This window comes from Bacillus sp. ISL-46 (assembly GCF_018613205.1).
Map to the genome: position 1 here is coordinate 106,949 of NZ_JAGGQR010000015.1, position 15,067 is coordinate 122,015.

Sequence of the window (15,067 nt, forward strand, 5' to 3'; positions counted from 1 at the left end):
CAGTTTAGTAAAAGAAGAATATGTAAATAAAATAAATGGAACAATATAGTTATTCGAAATTTAGGCAGGTATTACATGGAAATGGAAAAGGATATAGATAAAGATATAAGCATCAATATTGAAAAAATTAAAAAACGATTCCATAATACATCTGATTTAAAATTTAGGGAAATTAAATTGGGGTACGTTAATACCACTCTAATCATTGTTTTTATAGATGGAATAATTGACTCAGACATGTTGGAAGATTCGGTCATTCTTCGAATTACAGATACATTCAACAATGAAAAGGCAGCAAAAGGAAAAAACCTAATCGAATCTTTGACGGAGAAGGTATTGACTACTCCGAGTGTCACAACATTAAAATCTTTAGATAAGCTTGCGGATGCGATAATTCAGGGAAATGCCGTTATTGTAATCGATGGATTTCAAGAAGCAATTTCTGTAAATGTTACAAAATGGAAAGAACGGTCACTTGAAGAATCATTAGGTGAGCGCGCCTTGAAAGGAGTAATGATAGGCTTTACAGAAAGAGCTTCAACAAATATTAGTATTGTAAGGAGTATTATTAAAACAGAAGATTTTTGCGTGACGAAAAAAACTTTGGGTACCAAATCGAAAACAGATGTTTATTTATTGTATATAGAAGGGATTGTAGACAAAGACATCTTAAAAGAAGTTCAAAAGAGAGTGGATGCATTAACAATTAAGTATTTATTAGATACTTTTGTAATAGAAGAGGCATTAAAGGGAAAACCCAAAACGTTCTTTCCGTTAACTCTACCTTCAGAACGACCAGATGTAGTATCATCTGCACTTTTAGAAGGACGAGTCACCATCATTGTAGATGGAAGCCCAAAGGTTATCATAACACCAGCATTGTTTGAGGATTTCTTACAGTCACCTGATGAATATTATACATCTTATGGTCGTTTTTCAATAAGATTTATTCGGCTAATGTCATTTATCATTTCTTTATTTCTTCCTGGGGTATATGTTTCTCTCGACCATATTGACAAAAAACGCATATCTAAGAAAGTATATGAAATTTTCATAACAAAAGATGAATTTTTACCAACCTTTTTAGAAGTATTTATCCTACTTATATTATTGAGAATTATTCTAGACGCTTCTGTTAGAATGCCCAAAGGTATTGCTTTAACAATATCTTTCCTTGCATCTATTTTAATCGGGCAAACTGCTGTAGAGGCAAAATTGGTTCATCCAGTAAGTATTCTTGTTGTGGGTATTACAGTTATTATAAGTATGGTATTGGGTAATAAAGGACTCAATGGGGCAATCATCACAATTAGGGCAACTTTTCGGTATTATGGGGATAATCGTGGAAGCAACATTATTATTCGTATATATGACTAATTTAAAAGCAATTGGAGTGCCTTACCTTTCTCCATATGTTCCACTCAGAATTAAGGAACTTAAGGATTCCTTGTACAGAGGCGACATTAAGACCTTAATCAATAGCCAACATAGTTATCCTGAAGAGTGATATATCTTTCTTATGGACTGTTAAAAGGAAGTATTTATTTTCTTTACAAGCACCACTTATTTTGCGACCTTGTTCAACTAACGGGTGCTTTACTGAAACAAGGAATAAACTAAAAAGAGCCTAAATTATGCAAGTTTTTATTCACTACTTGTATATTTAGGCTCTTTTTATATTCATAAAACATAATGCCTTTTTATTTGCCAAAAACAGTTTGACTTCGTTTTATAAGAGAATCATGTTCGTAGAGGCTCCGTGTCAAAGGACATTTATTTTAATCTAATTTCCATTTAAGTGTGTCACTTAAATGAGCAAAAACTGTGTCATTTAACTAGACGGTCACACTTGCTTTTGAAGTGAATTAGACACTAAATCATAATATAAGAATTATACGCAATAGTTACACTACTAATTGGAATTTTTCAAGCTATTTGGATTTATTAGCTGCGGCTACTTCATCCCTGATCTTTTCTACTAACATTTCAATATTATCTCTATAATTTTGAATCCGATCTTCTAATGTCTCATATTCCGAACTAAGGACAGCTTTTCGCCCATAATATATTGTAGCAAGTTCCCATTCTAATTCACCAATCTTTTTATGAAGAAAATCAAATTCATCTTTGTATAATTTTAATTTAGGAGTAAGTTTTTTTTCCATAATATTCACCTGTCTTTCAAATAAATACATCCTATTTATCAGTATAATAAACAATTACTAACTAAAATGCTCGTTTCTTATGTGATTTCTTATTGAACAAACCTGCTCCGTTACATCAATAAGAAGTAACGAATCACCGCGTAACCCCATTTATTCACCTACTAAGCCATCACCATCGCGATCGTCCATATATTTATAGAGCCATGAATCGCGCGTGATTGGCATTTTAAAGCCAGCAGCTTTAGCTTCAGCAATCGTAACTTGTCCATTATGATTAGTATCAACCTTACTAACATCTTCATTGCTACTTACCGTTTCGTTTGCCGGTACAGTGTTTGTTTTAGGAGGCGTACTGCTCGCACCTGTCGTTATACCTAAATTTTTGTTCACTTCATCTGGGTTTACATTGTCAAATTCATCTGTAATGGATCTACCCTGGATTTTGTATGTGTATTTATAATGGTTAGGAACTTGCGTCTCAGTATTTGGATATGAAATCACTGCGACGAAATCTGTACAGCCTCCTGCATCTCGAATCACTTTTTCCATATATGCTTGATCCCCGTGCCTATTGAGAGTGCTGTCTTGAGGTGTAATGTTATATGCATTGGATACTCCCCCAAGTGAATCAGCAATCACATGACCTTCGTCTAGTGTTGGACTCTCTGTGCCGGGAACCTTTGCTTCATCAGAATAGTATCTACCGGACGATGAAACATGTTCAGTATTCGGATTTTGGAGTGTTACACTTTTTGCTTCAACACGAATTAGCTGTCCGTATTCATTTGTAAAAGCCCAATATTCCCTGTCGCCAAACCCGACATCAACTCTGACATTCGGCTTTCTATAACCTGACATATCTCCGCCATCTACTACAATTAGTGTATATTTACTGTAGTCAAAGTCACCATTAACACTTGTTGTGGTCGGTGTACTAGTGGCAGGAACACTTGGACTATCTTCACTTTCGCTAGTCGTTTTTTCAGCTTCAACATCAGGTGTACTTTTTTTGCTTTCAACAGTGGTTGCGTTTGTTTTGCTTACTTCTTGAGTTTTATTTGTTTTGGTTTCTGTATTATCTTGTTGTGAACAACCAGTAAATAAAACAAGTAGTGAAACGAGTAATAAAATAATTCCTGATGATTTTTGATACCATTTCTGTTGCATATTGCACCTCTTTTTATTATTGAATTAGAATTATTTTACAATCTTTATCCAGGTTTACAAATTTTTGAGTAATAGCATTGAAAAAAATCTGTCATTGCAGAAATACCAATACTATTATACTGCTAAAATACTTCAAAAAAACGTAAAAATTTATATTATTTAAAGGTCTTTTTTTTTAATAAAAAAATCACCAATCGGAGCGACTAGTGATAAGGATTACATTAACTGTGAACTTCTACTGAGGTTCTCGGTCTAAATTCAAGATTTAATTTTTCTTTCAAGTAGTGTTTTAAAACAAACACTTCAATTTTATGTGGATATGTCGGATCATCCAGGTAATACTTTGTATGTCCTTCGGGATTCGTTGGAGCCGTAATGACCATTTTCCTTTTATCCTTATTGATATCCTCAATAATATCACCGTGCTTTATATCTGTATCCCAACAAATAATACTGTGCAGGTTAACAAATGAATGATTGAAATTATTTTGTAAGTATTGTTTGAATTCCACATAATAAAGTTTTGATTGCTGAATTGGTGTAGTATGGTCCCCTTTTACGATGACATCTATCCCTGAATGGGTATCATAATCCAATATTTGAAAAGGGAATATGTCCGGCTTAATGGTGGTCAGCTGGATTGTTAATGCAAAAACACCACTTTCCCTTGTAGGCTCAACAAGTGTTAGCCCTTCGTATTTCGCAATATTAGCTTTATTAATCTTATTTTTTCGCCATTCGAAATCCTTTTTCTCTTTTTCCGTTGTCCGGTAACCATCCGCTTCTTCTTCTAGCCATTCAAGCTGTCTCCAGTCATCACCTTCTACGATATCTGAATAAATTTTGTAAACAACATCTTTAATTTCATCTAAAACTTCCTGAGGTGTATTATCGACTGAACCCCTGTTTGCAGTAAGCCTAAGATCCTGGCAATTTACGAATGCATGAAATTTTGTGTATTCAGACCCTTTGTATGTAATCCATTCGTTTTTCTTTTGAATAGGGATGTAATCTTTACACAGCCAAATACCATATCTTTCTTGAACGGTATATGCACCAGGAGGCGCCTGATAACCTTTCCTTCTTAGCATATTGTTATAACTTTGTTTTACCTTATTTCCTTCAATATAAAAAACAGCTTCAAACATAATCTCCGGGAAATTTTTTAACTGCCCTGTTTTAACGATTTTCTTGCAGAAATATTCTGGTGCTTTGACTAGATATTTATCGAACAATTTATTTACATTGTGATTTTCTGCAGGAAATACATGACCAAAAGTTAATTCTTCAAAAGTAGGTTTGTTAAGACCCTTTAAAAATAGTTTCCTATCTTTTAATTCTTCCTTATCAAAATGCAGCTCAATTGAACCGAATTTTGTAAACCAATAGATATAATCTCTCAGTATTTCGTGTGTAAATTTATCACGTCGATTGTTATTGTATCCTTTAATAATAATCTCCGTTCCATAATCACTTACATCAAGCATTTCTTTTGTCACTTGAACACTTGGAATTTTCCTATCATGCAGTGTTCTGAACGGCTCATTCACTTTAGCTGTATGTTTTTCTCTTCCTTTTTGTGTAATGACTTCAATGCTTCTGCTGTTTAAATAAACTTTGGTTCCGTGTCCTTTTTCTCCAATGGTTTCACTATCCCCTCTTCTTAAGGAATTACCCAAATCAAAAAAAGACTGTAAGCCTACCATATCCATTCCTTTTCCGTTATCTTTTATTCTGATTTCTAAAATACTCTCCCCGTATTCTTTAACAACATCGAAGGAAATCCACATCTTAGTTGCTCTCGCATCGAAGGAGTTACTAATTGCCTCTCTGACTAATTCAAGTGGGTTGGAGAAGTCATTTGCAATTTCAATAAATTCCTGTGTTTCATCAACCTTTGGTGTTATTGTAAATTCAATTGATTCAACCGTTTCATTCAATTGGTCCATTAAAAATCCCCCTTTATATCATTCTATTATCCTATTACCACAATAACCCATGGAAATTCTGTAGTCATCAGATTTGTTGTATAATAGTGGAAAATACATAGTACGTTTGGAGCGTGATAATAGGTGCGGCGATATCGATATTATGCAGGGAATACAGGATGTTATCTATGGCTCATTATGATTGTTGTTATTTGTACTCTTCCTCTTATTTTAGCCTTTTTAAATTTTATGCTTCAATTGTTTCTTAATTACGTAGAATGGGGACAAAATGTTTTTGGCTTTGAAGATAAATCATTTGGACTAATTCTTTATACATTTGGCACTCCAGTCCTTATATTATTTATCCTTTATAAAATTGTTGAATGGTTTGAACGGAAACTTTCAAAAGGAAAAGACCATCATTTTCATAAATGACATCGGCTTAGGAGGATTCAAAAAAGATATACTATATTTCATAATCTTTTTTAAAAGGAGAGTAATATGCAGGATAAATTAAAGGCTTTATCTGAAAAGGACCCGATTCTTGGTAAATTTATTGAAATCATCGGAGAATTGGAACTAGGGAAGAGAGAAAACTATTTCAGATCACTCGTAAGCTCCATTGTTGGACAACAACTCTCTGCAAAAGCTGCCGCCACCATTTTTGGTCGATTTGCCCAATTAACAAAAGGAGATATAACACCGGTTAAAGTTCTTTCTCTTTCAGATGAGGAGCTAAGGGGGATTGGTATCTCATTTTCAAAAATCAAATACATAAAAGATCTTTCTCAAAAGGTCCTGAATAAAGAGGTTGATTTAGAAATTCTTGATGAACTAACTAATGAAGAAGTAATTGCCGCTTTAACAAGCGTAAAAGGCATCGGCAAATGGACCGCCGAAATGTTTTTGATTTTTTCCCTGGGTAGAGAAAACGTTTTATCACTTCTTGATGTTGGGCTGCAGCGTGGTGCTAAATGGTTATATGACACAAAAGATGAAGAAAAGATATTAGAAATGAAAGGCGCAAATTGGGATCCATATCATTCAATTGCTTCTTTATATTTATGGGAAGCTGTTAATCGTGATCTTGTTATTACATATAATTCATTTAATGAATACGTACAAAATTTAGGAACTCAAAATGAATAACTAATTTATAGGGTTTAGTTAAATAAAAAGGTATTTGGAAATAAAAAGGAGAATTATACTACTGGACAAAATTAAGGAGGACCATTGGGAATGTTGTATTTTGTGAACATAGCTTTTAGTGATAATCTATCAAATTATAAAATAAATCAATTTATTGATAAAATTGAAAGAATGCCACATTTTTTTACTGGTCACCCTAGCGCTTTTATCTACGCAGAAGATTACACATTAAAAGGATTATTTAATCATTTAACAGACCATTTACATGAGGAAGACTTAGAAGAATTAAATGTTGAAATTTATAACAAACCTGCCTTTAAAAACCATCCCAAAGACGTTGAAAATATGCTAAAAGAACTGAAAAATAGTAAGTAACAACAACAAAAATAAAAATCTGCCGCAGAAAAATGCGCAGTTTTTTTGTTTTGTATATGTTTATGAAGCATAAATACTAGAAAACAAGCATATGGAAGTATTTAGGAGTTTGGAAATAAATTACAAAAAATAGATTGGCATTAGAACTTTTAGAAGATTATGTTACAAACAGAGCTGCTCATCACTGTAAGGGAGACAATGGCTTCCATAAGGGAGCAGCATACGCTTATAACGACCTTCTATCAATAATAAAAAAGTATCTGTAAGGAAAAAGCCAGTTGAAAGAGCGTGCCCCTGTGCGCTCTAACATATAAAAAGATTGTTGTTGTAAGAATTTATTGAATCTTTTCCCTTGAAACCTTTTGCAGGCTTATCCGTATAATAAGCAAGAGGTGATAATAGTTGACGCAATATACTTTAGACGATAAAACCAGGAAAGCATTACAATCTGTTGGTGAAACCATGCAGAAATTTCAGCTTCAATTAGCCAACAGCCCCGAATTAAACCGAGCAATCCAGCAACAAAAAGAACTAAGCCAATCAATTGGAAAAATGCAAAGTGACATGTTAATCCAATTGGAACCCACGTTTAAACAGTTAGCTCAAATCGGTGCCGCTTATGAAGAGCAAATGAAAGGCATAAGTAAAATCATCCAAAATTCAGGTATTACTGAGACGCTACAGCGTGTTTCGGCACAAATGAAAACGCTTGATTTTACCAGGATAAACCTTAATCCTTTAATTGATTTACCGGAAACTGAGCCAGTTGAATTCGTTGGTGACGAATTGCCTCCGGAAACAACAGCTGAAATTGAAGCTGCCTTAAATGAAAGTGGACTAGCTACATTAGATGAGCCAAATGAAGAAAACGTTAATCGCTTCATTGAAATGATTCAAACCACATTAACTCATCCTCTTGCTAAAGAAGTTGGCATGGGAATAGTGCTAGGTATCATTTTGCCGGTTATTTATTTAGCGCTCATGCATATGGGATTGGACCTTCAAAAAGTAAGTGATTTAGGCTTGCCAAGTCTAACTATTATCAAAATGCAAAGTAAGAAAAAAGAAGATGAGTAAAATACCTCATCTTCTTTTTTGTTTAACTTGTTACCCCACGCAGCCTGTTTTTATTGTCACCTATAATACTTTTAACTAGCTAGGCTTGTTCATCTTCCGATAACCCGTATTTTCTTGGCTGTGTCAGCTTCCATCCATCATCTTCTTTATGAATGAGGACGGTCAGATCCTGAACCTGATTATTTCACAACAGTTGCTTCAATGGTAGTGATTCCTTCCACATTTGAAAGTTCTCCTGCTCCTCAAACAACAGCTAGTCATTTATACCCAATGAACCCAAATAGGCATATAGTTATTGAACCTTGAATTTTGTGTTAACAAACCCGGTTAATAGAGATTTGCTCACCAACCAAGCTGCTGAAGATACGTTTTATTATTTGAAAACCGCACCCGTGATGGTAAAAGCGATTGTCTTTGCTTTGCATGGTTTGCCGGTGGTTACGGGTTTCGCCAAAGATTTAGAGATTCGATGCGCCAACACGTCGTTCCCGATGAACAATAAGACCAACCGGCAAATTGTCGGGCGGATGCTTTGTTACTTGTTGAAGAATTATGGTTTTTCCCCAAAAAACGTGCCTGAATCTGCAAAGCATCTCCGACAATTCAGCGAAGCGTCCTATTTTAAAACCTCACAAGTATACGAAAAAACACACAATCCTTCGTTACAGGAAAGAGATGTGGTTATCCAACTGCTCGAACAAATGGAGGAACAGCAAAACCAGCTTTCAAGCAGTACCATCTTTCAAAGGAAGCAATACACAAAGAAGCTTGTTCTTAACAGAGATTGTGACTTTAAAATTGAACAAATTCTCAATAAAACAGATGTCGAAAAATAAGGAGATTGGCTCTGACGATCTTCATTTTCATAGCATCCAACCTCTTAGCCACCCTTGTATATCCAATGCAGCAACGTCTCAAAGATTTTAGTGGACCTCCACCCCAAAGGGAGGTCTTTTTATTTATGTGTCTAGCATATTGGGTTGCTATTAGTTGAACAATTCCAACAATTTAAAATAAAATCTGGATATATGGTAAGATAGATGCAGAAAATGGAGGAGGCAAGAGGGACGTGACGTGTAAGAAATTGTGTAGGATTAACAAACTAGCGTTTTAGTTTAAATATCGTGAGCTGATTAGAATGGCATTTCGCGATAGAGGCATTGTCATGGATATAAAGAATGCCCTTCACAATCGAGAAAGGCTCATAGCAATTCAATGTCAATTTTTATTTCTTTGTCTTCAAATTTTTTGTAAAAGGAAATTAATTGTTCTTTATCTAAAGCATTCTCTTTTTTATCTTTTTTAAAATTATCTGCGTTAGGGGTAGGGTAAACCTTTATTTTAGTGAACCCTTCTTCTTTTGCATATTGTACAAGTTTATTCATATAGTGAGTTGCAATTCCCTTTTTCCGTAAACTATCTTTATGAACATACAGTAGTTCTAATCTTAAATACGGCGCTTCTTTTCGTAAGCTTTGTATTTTTGTACCAGCTTTGAAAAAGTCCATAGAAAAAATAGGCTCAATTGGGACTTGATCCTCTTCTTTAACTAAACAAAATTTAAAACTATTTTCATTGCAATAATAGTCTTTTTCATCGGTTCCTGGAATGGTTTTATCATTTGTTTTTAAAATTAAATCTTCCTTTTTTATACCTTCAACTTCCGGTATTCCAAATCTATTTATTATTATCTTCTCTGCTTCTGATTTCATGTTTTCAGTCCCTTCTTTAAATGAAATAAGGTTCAATAGAAAAAACCAATCCTAAAAATAATGACTTATTTATTATAAAGCAAATTCCCATATAAATGTCATTAATAAGACACATACAAAAGAAGATGATTACATTATGATTAAATTAAATTGTTGTAGGGATGTGAGGCATTATGACCAAGATCCCGGTTATTTTTGAGGGGAAAGATTATATACTTCTCTTCCAGTATGCTTCGGGTTTTTGTGAAATAAGGGAAGAAGGGGCAAAGTATAGTGATATTAAACTTGTTCATTTTTCTGAATTGCTTTTTAAGCACTAAGATGCAATCCTTTTATTTTTCCAATTGCTATTTGTTTGGAAGGGGGTGTATTGCGTGAAAATATTGACTGTTCCAAGTGCTAAAAAAGAAATTAGGCGGTTACAAGACTTTATTAATCTTGTTGAATCCTATGAAGCGAACAGCCTTGAAAAATGGATAATAAAAGAATATTCATTCACAGGGAGCATTCGTGAAGTCGTTATTCGAGGAAACAAAAGAGGATTTACAAATAACTGGGTAGAGTTAAACCACGAGTATGTAAAAAATATCATCTCTGGTTATCCCAAAGATGAACTACATAGATTAATGCGGGCTAACTACAGGATACGAATCAAGCCTAACAGATGACCTAATTTCTACGTGACAAATAACCCACGTAACTGTGTAGTTAAGTGGGTTTTATTGTGCTTATTCAATTGTAATCTGATACTCTTCAATTGTACCTAATATATATTGTGAAGGTCTTTTCTTATATTCACAATAGTCTTGTGCTTTATAAGAATAAAATCTCTTTATTGTGTTTGAAATAAGAAATACATATTCTCTTGCTCTTGTAAGTGCTATATAATGCAGGTTTTCATCTTCTCGCAGTTTTTCAGGTTTACCCATTGAACGATAATCAGGGAAAGTATCATCAAATAAGTCTAAGTGTAATACAATATCAAATTCTAATCCCTTTGAACCGTGAATGGTTAATAACTGTATTTCCTGATCCTTAAATGGAGTAAAATTTTCAAGTAATGCTGGATTATTAATCAATTGCTCACATGCTAATTTTGTTAATTCACTTAGTTCGTAATCAGGATAAATATTTTGAATTATTTCATCCAGTGTATTAATTAATCTAGCACTTTTTTTATTATCACTGCCTTCGTATAGGCATTCTCGTTTAAATTCATTTATTAAATTCTTAACAGCAATTACATTTTTTCGTATTCCACGAACCCGATAATCAAAATAACTCTCAATAAAATCCTTTGAAGTGTACTCCTTCGGGTTAAACGATATTATCAACAATTGGCGAAGCATATTGCCACCAATACTACGGTCATCAGTTAACAATAATTTATGCTGCAATCTATGTGGAATTGTCAATACTTCTGAGATCATTTCCAATGTTTCATTTGTTCTTCCTAACAATGCAATTTTAGAATTCTTATCTACACCTGATAATTTAATAATTCTGTCAATGGTTTCATTTAACCATATTCCGATTTGATACTGCGTTCCTGCCAATGAAACTCTTACAATTCTCCTTTCACCTTCAGGAACAGAAGAAATGTCTTGACCCCTTTGAAGACGCAAAAAAAGTTCTGCATATGATTGGATAAAAGGGTGACACCGATGATTAATATTCATATCAAATTGCTTAAACGAATCCATAGATGTTAATTGTTCCATATATTTCGGACTTCCGGATTTAAACGAGTAGATGGACTGATTGAAATCACCTACTGCCCAACTGATTATCCCTAACTCTGAAAACAGTCTAAATAGGTTATATTGCTCGAAATCCGAATCTTGAAATTCGTCAATAAATACATATCGATATTTTGCTTTTAAATATTTTGCACAAGCTTTTGAACTTAGAAGTATTAAATTTGCCATTCCGCCAATTAAATGTAAATCAAAGTATCCGGCAAGGAACCGTTCTTCTAAATATTTTCTATGAGTAGTGTCTAATTCTTCATAAACACAAATGTCTTGTTCATATATTTGTTGAAGCGTATACTGCGAATATTTCTCTATTATAGTTTTAATAGATTGTTTTATGGTTATTATTAGTTGTTCTCGTTCTTTGTCCTGAACTTTTTCAACTAATACAGGTCTAGGGGGTGTTCCTAACAATTTTTTACCGTAAGACAATACAATTTCCGAGCTGCAAAAACTATCGATTGTGCTAAAAAAGGATTGTTTTATTTCAGTACACAATAATTTAGCTCTATTCTCTAATTCCTTACTTGCTTTATTTGTATAAGAAATAGCAATAACTCCTTGATAATCTCTACAATCCTCTATAACTTGTTGAATCTTTTTAGCCAGTGTCCAAGTCTTTCCGCTGCCAGGTCCAGCAATAATTACTGCATTATCATTCCATTCTAAAATGGTATTTTGTTGAGGTGTCGGTTCAAAGTTCACCATGATGACCGATCCTTAACTGCTGAACGATAGTTTGACATGCATACAATGGTCCCGCTAAAGGATCATCCTCTAAAGAATTTAAGCACTCACTATTATTGTCTAAAAAATGATACATAAATGTGGATTTTTTGCTTTTCATTTCTGCTACCATATCTTCAATTACTAAGACTTCCTCATCCTCATCGCTTGGAACAAAATATTGATTTATAGCTTTTGTCATATCATCATTGGAATGATAAATATCCTCTTCTAAGCCTTCTTTTGCTAAAAACAAACCGTAATTGCTAAGTGGTAGGTAAAATAGATTGTACATAACATGTCTATGGGCTTTACTTGCTGTAGGATTTTCAGTTAGTTTATCTGCATTTTCTGCAATCAATTCAGCAAGATTTTCCCGTTGTTCTCCAATTGGCACTTTCCCAGAGCATTTTGTTAAAAATATATTAGTTAATCTTCTAATTCCGGTTAAATAATAGGCTTCTTTTAACTGTTGCTTTAGTCGATTGTATTTTTGATAATCATTGTCAGTTCGCATTACCCATGGGATGCCTAAAGCGTTTAATAAATCAATATATCTTGTAAATCCAACACCCTCTACAGATAATACACTGATGTTTAATTTGTCCAAATCCACGCCTAACTGATGGGCTAAGTTCTTATAAAAAACAATTTCAGATGTCCCCTCAACCAGAAGCACACAGTCACTAAAATATACCTCTGCGATAAGAGGACTAAGACGATATTCCATAGATCTAATTTGATTACCCAATTCTTCTGATACACCATTTTGATTACAAATTGTAGCTGGAGATCCTTGTTTAGTATGTAACCTTATTATCGAGCTAGGATTAAATTCACACGCGATATAAGGAGAATGTGAAGTTAATATAACTTGAGTTGGTAATACATTAACGAGATATTCAGCCAATTTTCTTTGTTGGTGTGGATGAAGGTGTGCCTCACATTCTTCAATACAGAAAATAGAAACTTCATTTGGTTGTCCATCTTGAATGGAAATTTGATTTAATGCGGACCAAAGAGCAATAAAAGCTTGGTTCTTTCTTCCTTCACCACCCAATTGAATATTATGTTCTCCTATACTAGATAGGAGACTGATCTTTCGGAACAAATCATCATTGGCTGGTAAATCAACACCTAATTTCAATTTCTGTTCTTGATGATGTTCAGACAATTCCCTTAACTGGTTATTAAGAGTTTCCCCAGCCTTTCCAATAAAGGATAATGTATTCAATTCACTTTCTATAACCTTTATCCGACCACTTAAATCTTGAAATTTTTCATTATCCGATTGTTCTTCCTCGTCAGTTCTGGCGTCCTGCAAATATTCTATAAGCCTATTTTTTTGATTTTTTAAATACTGGTCAATCTGTCGGGTAGCACTTACGTATCTCATGTTCAATGCTCTTAAATAAAATCGACTTGAAACTAATTGCAACTCTTCAAGAGAAGGTCCCACGAATAGCTTGTAGTCCTTTGTGCCACCTATTCTAGTTCTGGTAGCAACATAGCGTATGTAAACATCATCATTATCACTGATATGTTCCCTAAAACATGATAAAATACACTCTTCATTAGCTTCCACAAAGTGAAGAGTTATAGAGAATTCGTTTGCTTCTGCTCCTGAATAAATACAAAAATCTTCATCCAGAGGCTGTAAGTCGTTTTCAGATAATGATTTATCTAAGAGCAGTCGTAAGGCATATAAAACATTGGTTTTACCAATATCATTTGCCCCGATAATAAGTGTCTTCTCATCAAAACGTAATTTAGTATCGATAAAGTTTCGGTAATTTTTCAGCTCTATATAATTTAACCTCATGTTCGTCCTCCAAATTGAATAAAAACTGTATTATTTTCGTTGATTGATATTCTTTATTTTATTGTACAAAAAAGGGCTTTTTGAAAAGCCCTTTTATTTCTATATTTTACACCTACAAGTAATAAATGGAAATATTCATTTCATTTTGGAATTATGAATATATACTTGCAGATTCATTTATTTCCCTAATTACACTGACAAGCCTAATTGCCAAAATTTTTGTCCCTTTTTTGCCATAAAAAATCACCCCTAAAGTCAATGTTGCCCAACTGGGGGTTTTAAACATCTACTATAAAGGGGTGCAGTCTAGTATTTTAGACTAACCCCTTCAGGCACCATTAACTTATAAACATTTGAATCGCAGTTTTATTGGTGTTATGAAGTCGGTATTCTAGCAGGATTGAAACATCTCTCCACAGAATAAGTATTATATTAAACATTGATGGAAGGAGACGAATGAACATGATTGAACGTTTTTTTGAAAGAGAATCTGAATACGAAGCGTGGTACAAGGAAAATAAGTCCGGATACGTCTTGAATTACTTTGATGGAACAGAAAAACAATCGAAAATGAATAAGGTGCATATAGCAGATTGTCCATACCTTCGGAGGAAGAGTGATGAAGGAAAAAGAACAACTAAATACGAAAAGGTATGTTCCAACAACATCGAAGAACTACTGAAATTTGTAAAAGAGAAACGTGGTAATTCGTGGGAACCCTGCAATTTCTGTAAACCCCTAGAAGTAAAAAAGGAAAGTCTGTTATGAATTTTGATTCTTTATGGAAGTCAAAGTTGGAACAGATAAGTTTTGATATTATGACTCTTAAACCTTTAGAGATAAAGACACTGACTAGATATAATTTTCCAAAGAAAGGTGGGGTTTATCTTTTTACTACCAAGGATGATGAGTGTGTTTACGCTGGAAAAACAGGTGATTTGAGAGACAGAGTATTTGATGTTCATTTAAATGGCAAAGGTAAATCTAGTTTTAGGCAAGCACTTCTGGGTCAAAAAAAGACAAGAAAGCTTGAAGCAGTTACAACTGATGATGAAATAGATTATTACATTGAGAAAATGTTTTTAATTCGATTTGTGGTAATAGAAGATATATTGCTAAGGGGATGCGTTGAAGATTTCCTAAATGCCATTTTAAAACCAATGTACTCCGTTTCGCTTAGCATGAAATAATC

At 33.7% G+C, this 15,067-nt stretch carries 14 protein-coding genes and 1 pseudogene; 9 read left to right on the forward strand and 6 right to left on the reverse strand.

What is annotated here, in order from left to right; all coding sequences use genetic code 11:
- Positions 1-81: 81 nt before the first annotated feature.
- A pseudogene (locus J7E67_RS10240) lies at positions 82-1,507 on the forward strand (spore germination protein).
- 424 nt (positions 1,508-1,931) lie between these two features.
- Here the strand turns inward: J7E67_RS10240 and J7E67_RS10250 are convergent.
- The 3 genes from J7E67_RS10250 to J7E67_RS10260 all read right to left on the reverse strand — a co-directional run bounded on the left by J7E67_RS10250 (position 1,932) and on the right by J7E67_RS10260 (position 5,281).
- Complete coding sequence (locus J7E67_RS10250) at positions 1,932-2,165, reverse strand: hypothetical protein (protein WP_214731659.1); 234 nt, start codon at positions 2,163-2,165, stop codon at positions 1,932-1,934.
- Between the two features lie 150 nt (positions 2,166-2,315).
- Positions 2,316-3,332 carry a DNA/RNA non-specific endonuclease gene (locus tag J7E67_RS10255; protein ID WP_214731661.1) on the reverse strand — a complete coding sequence of 339 codons (1,017 nt, stop codon included), beginning with the start codon at positions 3,330-3,332 and terminating at the stop codon, positions 2,316-2,318.
- Positions 3,333-3,553: 221 nt separating this feature from the next.
- Positions 3,554-5,281 (reverse strand): ATP-binding protein, encoded by a 1,728-nt coding sequence (locus J7E67_RS10260; protein WP_214731664.1) that lies wholly within the window; start codon positions 5,279-5,281, stop codon positions 3,554-3,556.
- Between the two features lie 123 nt (positions 5,282-5,404).
- Here J7E67_RS10260 and J7E67_RS10265 point away from each other — a divergent pair, with 123 nt between their 5' ends.
- The 5 genes from J7E67_RS10265 (at position 5,405) to J7E67_RS10285 (ending at position 8,697) form a co-directional block, all read left to right on the forward strand.
- Positions 5,405-5,695 carry a hypothetical protein gene (locus J7E67_RS10265; RefSeq protein WP_214731667.1) on the forward strand — a complete coding sequence of 97 codons (291 nt, stop codon included), beginning with the start codon at positions 5,405-5,407 and terminating at the stop codon, positions 5,693-5,695.
- Between the two features lie 66 nt (positions 5,696-5,761).
- On the forward strand, positions 5,762-6,409 hold the full coding sequence (locus J7E67_RS10270) for a DNA-3-methyladenine glycosylase family protein (protein ID WP_214731669.1): 648 nt from the start codon (positions 5,762-5,764) through the stop codon (positions 6,407-6,409).
- 90 nt (positions 6,410-6,499) lie between these two features.
- Entirely contained in the window at positions 6,500-6,784 is a 285-nt protein-coding gene (locus J7E67_RS10275; RefSeq protein WP_214731671.1) for a hypothetical protein, read from the forward strand.
- 402 nt (positions 6,785-7,186) lie between these two features.
- Positions 7,187-7,861: a hypothetical protein gene (locus tag J7E67_RS10280; protein ID WP_214731673.1), complete on the forward strand. Its 675-nt coding sequence runs from the start codon at positions 7,187-7,189 to the stop codon at positions 7,859-7,861.
- Positions 7,862-8,199: 338 nt separating this feature from the next.
- Entirely contained in the window at positions 8,200-8,697 is a 498-nt protein-coding gene (locus J7E67_RS10285; protein ID WP_214731675.1) for a hypothetical protein, read from the forward strand.
- Between the two features lie 366 nt (positions 8,698-9,063).
- Here the strand turns inward: J7E67_RS10285 and J7E67_RS10290 are convergent, their stop codons facing one another.
- Positions 9,064-9,573: a GNAT family N-acetyltransferase gene (locus tag J7E67_RS10290; protein ID WP_214731677.1), complete on the reverse strand. Its 510-nt coding sequence runs from the start codon at positions 9,571-9,573 to the stop codon at positions 9,064-9,066.
- Between the two features lie 374 nt (positions 9,574-9,947).
- Here J7E67_RS10290 and J7E67_RS10295 point away from each other — a divergent pair, with 374 nt between their 5' ends.
- Positions 9,948-10,241, forward strand: coding sequence for a hypothetical protein (locus J7E67_RS10295; RefSeq protein ID WP_214731680.1), 294 nt, complete (start codon positions 9,948-9,950; stop codon positions 10,239-10,241).
- A gap of 60 nt (positions 10,242-10,301) precedes the next feature.
- On the opposite strand, the gene J7E67_RS10300 is transcribed toward J7E67_RS10295, so the two are convergent.
- Together J7E67_RS10300 and J7E67_RS10305 are read right to left on the reverse strand one after the other, a co-directional pair.
- On the reverse strand, positions 10,302-12,035 hold the full coding sequence (locus J7E67_RS10300; RefSeq protein ID WP_214731682.1) for a UvrD-helicase domain-containing protein: 1,734 nt from the start codon (positions 12,033-12,035) through the stop codon (positions 10,302-10,304).
- Positions 12,022-13,875 (reverse strand): ATP-dependent nuclease, encoded by a 1,854-nt coding sequence (locus J7E67_RS10305; protein WP_214731684.1) that lies wholly within the window; start codon positions 13,873-13,875, stop codon positions 12,022-12,024. The genes J7E67_RS10300 and J7E67_RS10305 overlap by 14 nt, the downstream gene beginning before the upstream one ends.
- A gap of 456 nt (positions 13,876-14,331) precedes the next feature.
- Here J7E67_RS10305 and J7E67_RS10310 point away from each other — a divergent pair, with 456 nt between their 5' ends.
- On the forward strand, positions 14,332-14,643 hold the full coding sequence (locus tag J7E67_RS10310; protein WP_214731687.1) for a hypothetical protein: 312 nt from the start codon (positions 14,332-14,334) through the stop codon (positions 14,641-14,643).
- A gap of 26 nt (positions 14,644-14,669) precedes the next feature.
- Positions 14,670-15,065, forward strand: coding sequence for a GIY-YIG nuclease family protein (locus tag J7E67_RS10315; protein ID WP_251026685.1), 396 nt, complete (start codon positions 14,670-14,672; stop codon positions 15,063-15,065).
- Positions 15,066-15,067: the final 2 nt, after the last annotated feature.